This is a genomic window from Kocuria rhizosphaericola (genome assembly GCF_044462205.1).
In the GTDB taxonomy this organism is placed as follows: domain Bacteria; phylum Actinomycetota; class Actinomycetes; order Actinomycetales; family Micrococcaceae; genus Kocuria; species Kocuria rhizosphaericola.
On sequence record NZ_JBISWK010000089.1, the window covers coordinates 1 to 8,582 of the forward strand.

Below are 8,582 nucleotides of genomic sequence, written 5' to 3' on the forward strand. Positions count from 1 at the left end.
TCAGACGCGGGAGCGGGTGTTGCCCCGTTGCTGGGTCGGTGTGTCCGTGCGCCAGAGTCGGTGGGCCAGGAGGGCGAGTCCGGTGATGAGCAGGACCAGCATGATGGTGCCCAGGTTGAGGCCCAGGCCGTGGATGAAGAGGTAGGCGACCGCGCCGCCGGCGAGGCAGTAGTAGGTGGTCACGATGATGGTCTTGCGCAGCAGGTCTCCTTCGCGTCCGAGCAGTCCCACGGTGGCGGAGGCGGCCACGATGTTGTGGATGGCGATCGGGTTGCCACCGGCCCCGCCGACGGCCTGGGCGGCGACCACGAGCTCGGGGCGCTCCAGGCCGATCGCGGCACCGGTGGAGAACTGGAACTGGGAGAACGTCAGGTTGGACACGGTGTTGGACCCGGCCACGAAGGCCCCCAGCGCCCCGATCCAGGGCGCGATCAGCGGCCAGGAGCTGCCCGAGATCGCCGCGGCCCCCTCGGCGAGGGTGACCGGCATGCTGGAGAGCCCCGAGTCGTTGAGGGCCGGGCCGGACTGGATGAGCACGCGCACCAGCGGCACGGCGAAGAGCAGCGCGGCGGCGGTGCCGGCGAGCTGACCGGCCGAGATCTTCAGCGTGCGGGCGATCTCCCGGGAGTTCATCCGGTGCAGCGCGTAGGCGAAGAGGGAGGCCAGGATCATGAGGAACCCCGGCAGGTAGAACGGCTGCACGGTGGTGGTGATCTCGGTGCCCAGGATGTTCTCGAACGGGATCGCCAGGCCGGTCAGGAACTCCTTCAGCGGGGCGATGACCCGGGTGGCCACCAGCAGCCCGGCCATCAGGGCGTAGGGGGCCCAGGCCCGGACCACGCTCATGTGCGTGGACACGTCCGTGGCCTGGGCCGGCTCGATGGTGCCCATCCAGCGGGCGGGCCACTCGGCGCGGGGGCCGAAGTCGAAGGTGTCCTGGGGCATCAGGAAGCCCTTGCTGGAGGTGAGCATCACCAGCACCAGGCCCAGGAGCCCGCCGAACATCGCGGGGAACTCGGGCCCGAGGAAACGGGCCACCAGCACGTAGGGAACGGTCATGGCCAGGGAGGCGTAGACCGCGAAGGGCCACACGGCCAGTCCGTCGCGGAAGCGGCGGTCGGGGCCGAAGAACCCGGTGAGCATGCTCACGAGGATCAGCGGGATGAGGATGCCCACCACGGCGTGGATGGCCGCGGTGTAGAAACCGATCGAGCTGACGAACTCGGGCATGGTCACGCCCAGGGCGCTGACGCGCTCGGCGACCGCGGGATCACCGCCCAGGCCGTTGGTCACGCCCACCAGGATGGGGGTGCCGACCGCTCCGAAGCTCACGGGGGTGCTCTGGATGATGAGACCGACCATGACGGCGGCCATCGCGGGGAAGCCCATGGCCAGCAGCAGCGGGGCGACCACCGCGGCCGGGGTGCCGAAGCCCGAGGCGCCCTCGATGAAGGACCCGAAGAGCCAGCCGATGATGATGGCCTGGACCCGCCGGTCGGCGGAGATGTTGTTGAACCCGGCCCGGATCGTGGCCATGGCCCCGCCCACCGTGAGGGTCGACAGCAGCAGCAGCGCCCCGAAGACGATGTAGAGCAAGGTGACGGCCACGACCAGGCCCTCGATGGTCGCCGCCAGCACCCCGGTGAAGCTCATCCGCCACACCACCAGCGCCACCACCACCGCGGTGAGATACCCCACCGGCATCGCGAACTTGGCCGGCCACCGGAACCCGGCCAAAAGCACGCCCACCAGCAGGATGGGCAGCAGAGCCAAAAGGCTCAGCACAGCAAGATTGTCCACGGAAAGGTCCTTTCTGGGCCCACCTCGTCAGGGGCGGGGTGAGGGACGGGTGCTTGCGGGAGAGGTCCGCAGGAAGAGGGACCCTATGGTCCGACCACAATGGTCTGACCACAAAGCGTACATGACCCACATCACAACGCCCACCCCCCCTCGTTGGCACGGAGCAGGCCTCATCGGGTCTCGTTGTGGCGTTCCTCTCACCCGTCTAGTATGGTCAGACCACAGGCGGCACCTCCGTCGTCGTCGCCCCTTCCGCTCCTCGTCCCCGGAGGTCCCATGAGAATCGCCCTGTTCGCCACGTGCATCGTGGACGCGATGTACCCACGGGTCGCACTGGCCACCGTGCGCGTGCTCGAGCGGCTCGGGCACGAGGTGGTGTTCCCTCCCGGCCAGGGCTGCTGCTCCCAGATGCACGTCAACAGCGGCTATTTCGACGACGCCCTGCCCGTGGTCCGCAACCACGTCGAGGTCTTCACCGCCGCGGACTACGACGTCGCTGTGGCTCCCTCCGGATCCTGCGTCGCCTCCCTGGGCCACCAGCAGCCGATGATCGCCCGTGCCGGCGGCGACGAGGTCCTCGCCCAGGGCGCCGAGGCGGTCGCCGCGAGCACCTACGAGCTCTCCCAGCTGCTGACCGACGTGCTCGGCGTGACGGACGCGGCCGCGCAGCTCGGGTCCTGGTTCCCCCGCCGGGTGACCTACCACCCGTCCTGCCACGGGATGCGGCTGCTGCGCCTGGGGGACCGGCAGAAGGACCTGGTCGCCTCGGTCGGCGACCTCGACCTCGTCGAGCTGCCCGACGCCCAGGAGTGCTGCGGGTTCGGTGGGACCTTCTCCTTCAAGAACTCGGACGTCTCCGCCGCGATGGCCGAGGAGAAGATCGGCAACATCGTCTCGACCGGTGCCGAGCTGTGCACCGGGGGAGACGCCTCCTGCCTGATGCACCTGGGCGGCGCCATGAACCGCCGGGACTCCGGGCCGGCCACCGTCCACTTCGCCGAGATCCTCGCGTCCACCCGCCAGAACCCGCTCGAGGTCTCCGGAACGGTCGAGCTGTCCATCCCGGGCCCGGGGGCGCGCCGCACGGCGTCGTCGTCGACCCCCCGCACCACTGGAGGTGCTCGATGAGCCGCACGACGCTGGGCATGCCCGCCGTCCGCCCCGTCCACGGGCAGGGGAACCTGCACGCGCGGACCGCGTTCCCCGCCGCCGCGAAGGCCGAGATGGGCAACACGCAGATGCGCGCCAACATCCGCCACGCCACCCACACGATCCGCGGCAAGCGCGCCGCGGTGGCGGGGGAGCTGCCCGACTGGGAGGCGCTGCGCTCGGCCGGCTCCGCGATCAAGGAGCAGGTCATGGCGAACCTGCCGGATCTGCTCGAGGAGTTCGAGCGCAACCTCACGGCGCGCGGCGGCACGGTGCACTGGGCGCGCGACGCCGCCGAGGCCAACCGGATCGTCACCGAGCTCGTGCAGGCCACGGGCTCCACGGACGTCATCAAGATCAAGTCCATGGCCACCCAGGAGATCGGCCTCGAGGAGCACCTGGCAGCCCACGGGATCACCGCCACGGAGACGGACCTGGCCGAGCTGATCGTCCAGTTGGGCCACGACAAGCCGTCGCACATCCTGGTCCCGGCGATCCACAAGAACCGGCACGAGATCCGCGACATCTTCCTCGCCGAGATGCCCGAGACCGACGAGACGCTCACGAGCGAGCCGCGCGACCTCGCCGAGGCCGCCCGCACCCACCTGCGGGAGAAGTTCCTCTCCACCTCCGTGGCGGTCTCCGGGGCGAACTTCGGCGTGGCCGAGACCGGGACGCTGACCGTGGTGGAGTCCGAGGGCAACGGCCGCATGTGCCTGACCCTGCCCGAGACCCTGATCACCGTGATGGGCATCGAGAAGATCGTGCCCACGTTCCAGGACCTCGAGGTGTTCCTCCAGCTGCTCCCGCGCTCCTCCACCGGGGAGCGGATGAACCCCTACACCTCCCTGTGGACGGGCGTGACACCGGGGGACGGCCCGCAGAACGTGCACGTGGTGCTGCTGGACAACGGCCGCACCGCGGTGCTGGACGACCCCGCCGGGCGCTCCGCGCTGCACTGCATCCGCTGCTCGGCGTGCCTGAACGTCTGCCCCGTCTACGAGCAGGCCGGCGGCCACGCCTACGGCTCCACCTACCCGGGCCCGATCGGGGCGATCCTCTCCCCGCAGCTGACCGGCATCAGCTCCGAGCAGAACGCGTCCCTGCCGTACGCCTCCTCGCTGTGCGGGGCCTGCTACGACGTGTGCCCGGTGAAGATCAACATCCCCGAGATCCTCGTGCACCTGCGCGACGAGGACGTGCGGACCCAGCACGGCGAACGCTCCGACGACGGCGCCGCCGCAGCACCGGCCCGGACCCGGCGCCTGCCGCAGGCCCCGTCCGAGATGGACCTCATGATGAAGGGAGCCTCCTTCGTGATGTCCTCCGGCAGACGCATGGCCCTCGCCGAGAAGGCCCTGCCGCTGGGCCGGGTCGTCGCCGGCAAGGACCGGGCGATCAGCTGGCTGCCCGGCACGGCCGGCGGCTGGACCGACGAGCGGGACATCCCCGCCCCGCCCAGGGAGTCCTTCCGCAACTGGTGGGCCGAGCACGCCGACGAGACCGAGCAGAGGGTGGCCGCCGACGGCGGCGCCGCCGGCGCCTCCGGTGACGCAGCCGGCACCGCCGGCCGCCCGCAGGACGACACGCAGCACGACGGGGGAGAGCGATGACCGACGCCAAGACCGAGATCCTGGCCCGCATCCGCGGCGCCCTGCACGACTCCCCGGCGCCCGCGCCGGCCGAGCGCAGCTACCGCCGCGCCTCGGACCGTCCGCGCGAGGAGGTCGTCGAGATGCTCGAGGACCGGCTGGTCGACTACCGGGCCGCCGTGCACCACGAGACCCCCGAGTCCCTGCCGGGCCGGATCGCCGAGCTGCTGGGCGCCTCCGCCCGCTACGTGGTCCCCGTCGGCCTCGACCTGTCCTGGCTGCCGCAGGACACCGCCGCCCGCCGGGCGCTGGTGGACCCCGGCGACGCCCGGACCGCGTCCGCGCTGGGAGTGCGGGAGCTCAACGCCGTGGACGCCGTGGTGACCTCCTCGACCGTCTCCTGCGCCGAGACCGGCACGATCTTCCTCACCGGCCGTCCCGACGAGGGCCGCCGGGCGATCAGCCTGGTCCCCGACCACCACATCTGCGTGGTGCAGGTGGACTCGGTGGTCGAGCTGATCCCCGAGGCCCTCGCTCTGGTGGCGCCCACGGCCCCGGTCACGATGATCTCCGGGCCGTCCGCGACCTCGGACATCGAGCTCGAGCGCGTGGAGGGCGTGCACGGGCCCCGGAGGCTCGACGTGATCCTGCTCGGCTGAGAGGACGGCCCTCTGCCTCGCGGCGGATCCACGCCGCGCACCTCCTGCTCCATAGAGTTGACGTCGTCAGACATACAAGAAACAGCGCCCGGGGTCCGTGTGGCACGTCGGGTGCGGAACGGGTGTTGATGTTCTCCAAGATCCTGGTGGCCAATCGCGGTGAGATCGCGATCCGTGCCTTCCGTGCCGCGTACGAGCTCGGGGCCAAGACGGTGGCGGTGTTCCCGTACGAGGACCGCAACTCGATCCACCGGCAGAAGGCCGACGAGGCGTACCGGATCGGGGAGGAGGGCCACCCGGTGCGGGCCTATCTCGACGTCGAGGAGATCGTGCGGGTGGCCAAGGAGTCGGGGGCGGACGCGATCTATCCCGGCTACGGGTTCCTGTCGGAGAACCCGGACCTGGCCCGCGCCGCGGCGGCGGAGGGCATCGCGTTCGTGGGTCCCGCGGCGGGGATCCTGGAGCTGGCCGGGAACAAGGTGGAGGCGCTGAAGGCCGCGAAGCGGGCGGGGATCCCGACGCTGGACTCCTCGGAGCCGTCCTCGGAGGTGGAGTACCTGCTGGGGGAGGCCGAGCGGATCGGCTTCCCGGTGTTCGTCAAGGCGGTCGCCGGTGGCGGAGGCCGCGGCATGCGCCGGGTGGAGACCCCGGAGGCCCTGCCCGAGGCGCTGGCGGCGGCGATGCGCGAGGCCGACACGGCGTTCGGGGATCCGACGATGTTCGTGGAGCAGGCGGTGCTGCGCCCGAGGCACATCGAGGTGCAGATCCTGGCGGACGCCTCGGGGGAGATCGTGCACCTGTTCGAGCGCGACTGCTCGGTGCAGCGCCGGCACCAGAAGGTGATCGAGATCGCCCCGGCGCCGAACCTCGACGAGGGGATCCGGCAGGCGCTGCACCGTGACGCGGTGAAGTTCGCCCGTGAGCTGGGCTACGTGAACGCCGGGACCGTGGAGTTCCTGGTGGACACGGCCGGGGAGCGGGCCGGTCAGCACGTGTTCATCGAGATGAACCCGCGCATCCAGGTGGAGCACACCGTCACCGAGGAGATCACCGACGTCGATCTGGTGGCCTCGCAGCTGCGGATCGCGGCCGGGGAGTCCCTGGCGGACCTGGGGATCGCACAGGAGTCCTTGGCCGTGCGGGGTGCGGCCCTGCAGTGCCGGATCACCACCGAGGACCCGGCCAACGGGTTCCGCCCCGACGTCGGGAAGATCTCCGCCTACCGCTCCGCCGGCGGTGCCGGGGTGCGTCTCGACAGCGGCACGGTGTACGCGGGGGCGGAGATCTCCCCGCACTTCGACTCGATGCTGGTCAAGCTGATCTGCCGCGGCCGGGACTACGCGACCGCGGTGCACCGGTCCCAGCGCGCCCTGGCGGAGTTCCGGATCCGCGGGGTGGCCACCAACATCGGGTTCCTGCAGGCGGTGCTGGCGGATCCGCAGTTCCTGGCCGGGGAGGTGGCCACCGACTTCATCGAGTCCCGTCCGGAACTCTTGGCCGCGAGGACGTCGGGGGACCGGGCGACGAAGGCGCTGACCTGGCTGGCCGAGGTCACGGTGAACCGGCCCAACGGGGAGCGGGTGGAGGGCATCGACCCGCGCACCAAGCTGCCGCACTACCCGGGCGACAAGCAGGACGAGCCGCTGCGGTCCCCGTTCGACGGGCCCTCGGAGCACCAGCCCCCGGCGGGCTGGCGGCAGAAGCTGCAGGACCTGGGCCCGGAGGGCTTCGCGAGGGCGCTGCGGGAGCAGCAGGCGGTGGCGGTGACCTCCACGACGTTCCGGGATGCCCATCAGTCGCTGCTGGCCACGAGGGTGCGCACCCGTGACCTGCTGGCGGCGGCCCCGGCCTACGCGCACACGCTGCCGCAGCTGCTGTCGGTGGAGGCCTGGGGCGGGGCGACCTACGACGTGGCGCTGCGGTTCCTGGGGGAGGACCCGTGGGAGCGGCTGGCTCTGCTGCGCGAGGCGATGCCCAACATCCCGATCCAGATGCTGCTGCGCGGGCGCAACACGGTGGGCTACACCCCGTATCCGACCGAGGTGACGGACGCGTTCGTGGCCGAGGCCGCCGCGACCGGGGTGGACATCTTCCGGATCTTCGACGCGCTCAACGACGTGGAGCAGATGGCCCCGGCCATCCAGGCCGTGCGCAAGACGGGCACCGCGGTGGCCGAGGTCGCCCTGTGCTACACGGGTGATCTCAACGACCCCGGTGAGACGCTCTACACCCTGGACTACTACCTGGACCTCGCCGCCCAGTGCGTCGAGGCCGGTGCGCACGTGCTGGCGATCAAGGACATGGCCGGACTCCTGCGGCCCATGGCCGCGGCGAAGCTGGTGACCGCGCTGCGGGAGCGCTTCGAGGTGCCGGTGCACCTGCACACCCACGACACCGCCGGCGGGCAGCTGGCGACCCTGATGGCCGCGATCGCCGCCGGGGTGGACGCGGTGGACGTGGCCGACGCCTCGATGGCGGGCACCACCTCCCAGGTGCCCGCCTCCGCGCTGGTGGCGGCCCTGGAGCACACCCCGCGGGACACCGGCATCCCGCTGGAGGCGATCTCCGCGATGGAGCCCTACTGGGAGGTCATCCGGGCGATGTACTCCCCGTTCGAGTCCGGGCTCACCGCCCCCACGGGCCGGGTGTACCGGCACGAGATCCCCGGCGGGCAGCTGTCGAACCTGCGCCAGCAGGCCATCGCGCTGGGGCTGGGGGAGCGCTTCGAGGCGATCGAGGACATGTACACCGCCGCCAACGCCATGCTCGGGCGCCTCGTGAAGGTCACCCCCTCCTCCAAGGTCGTGGGCGACCTCGCCCTGCAGCTCGTGGGGATGGGCGTGGACCCGGCGGAGTTCGAGGCTGATCCGCAACGGTTCGACCTGCCGGACTCCGTGATCGGCTTCCTCGCCGGCGAGCTCGGCACGCCCCCCGGAGGGTGGCCGGAGCCCTTCCGCTCCAAGGCGCTGGAGGGGCGCAACGTCAGGGTCGGGGTCACCGAGCTGTCGGCCGAGGACCAGCAGGCGCTCGCCGAGGACTCCGACACGCGGCGGGCCACGCTGAACCGGCTGCTCTTCGCCGGTCCCACCCGCGAGTACGAGGCCGGCCGGGCCAAGTACGGCGACGTGTCCGTGCTGCACACCCGGGACTTCCTCTACGGGCTCACCACCGAGCACGAGCACGTGATCTCCCTGGGCAAGGGCGTGCGTCTGCTGGTCACCCTGCAGGCGATCTCGGAGGCCGACGACAAGGGCATGCGCACCGTGATGCTCACCCTCAACGGCCAGCCGCGCATGATCGAGGTCCGCGACACCTCGGTCGCCTCGGCCGTGCCCGAGACCGAGAAGGCCGACCCCGCCGACCCCGGCCACGTGGCCGCCCC

5 protein-coding genes are annotated in these 8,582 nt (G+C 71.4%); 4 read left to right on the forward strand and 1 reads right to left on the reverse strand.

Going from position 1 to position 8,582, the window contains the following annotated elements:
• Nucleotides 1–1,800: an L-lactate permease gene (locus ACH9D2_RS09255; RefSeq protein ID WP_396362551.1), complete on the reverse strand. Its 1,800-nt coding sequence runs from the start codon at nucleotides 1,798–1,800 to the stop codon at nucleotides 1–3.
• 276 nt (nucleotides 1,801–2,076) lie between these two features.
• On the opposite strand from ACH9D2_RS09255, the gene ACH9D2_RS09260 reads away from it, so the two are divergent.
• The 4 genes from ACH9D2_RS09260 to ACH9D2_RS09275 all read left to right on the forward strand — a co-directional run.
• Nucleotides 2,077–2,928 carry a heterodisulfide reductase-related iron-sulfur binding cluster gene (locus ACH9D2_RS09260; RefSeq protein ID WP_396362552.1) on the forward strand — a complete coding sequence of 284 codons (852 nt, stop codon included), beginning with the start codon at nucleotides 2,077–2,079 and terminating at the stop codon, nucleotides 2,926–2,928.
• Nucleotides 2,925–4,562: an LUD domain-containing protein gene (locus tag ACH9D2_RS09265; protein WP_396362553.1), complete on the forward strand. Its 1,638-nt coding sequence runs from the start codon at nucleotides 2,925–2,927 to the stop codon at nucleotides 4,560–4,562. The genes ACH9D2_RS09260 and ACH9D2_RS09265 overlap by 4 nt, the downstream gene beginning before the upstream one ends.
• On the forward strand, nucleotides 4,559–5,200 hold the full coding sequence (locus ACH9D2_RS09270; RefSeq protein WP_396362554.1) for an LUD domain-containing protein: 642 nt from the start codon (nucleotides 4,559–4,561) through the stop codon (nucleotides 5,198–5,200). The genes ACH9D2_RS09265 and ACH9D2_RS09270 overlap by 4 nt, the downstream gene beginning before the upstream one ends.
• 128 nt (nucleotides 5,201–5,328) lie before the next feature.
• Nucleotides 5,329–8,582 (forward strand): pyruvate carboxylase (locus ACH9D2_RS09275; RefSeq protein ID WP_396361827.1); only part of this gene is annotated, 3,254 nt, incomplete at its 3' end.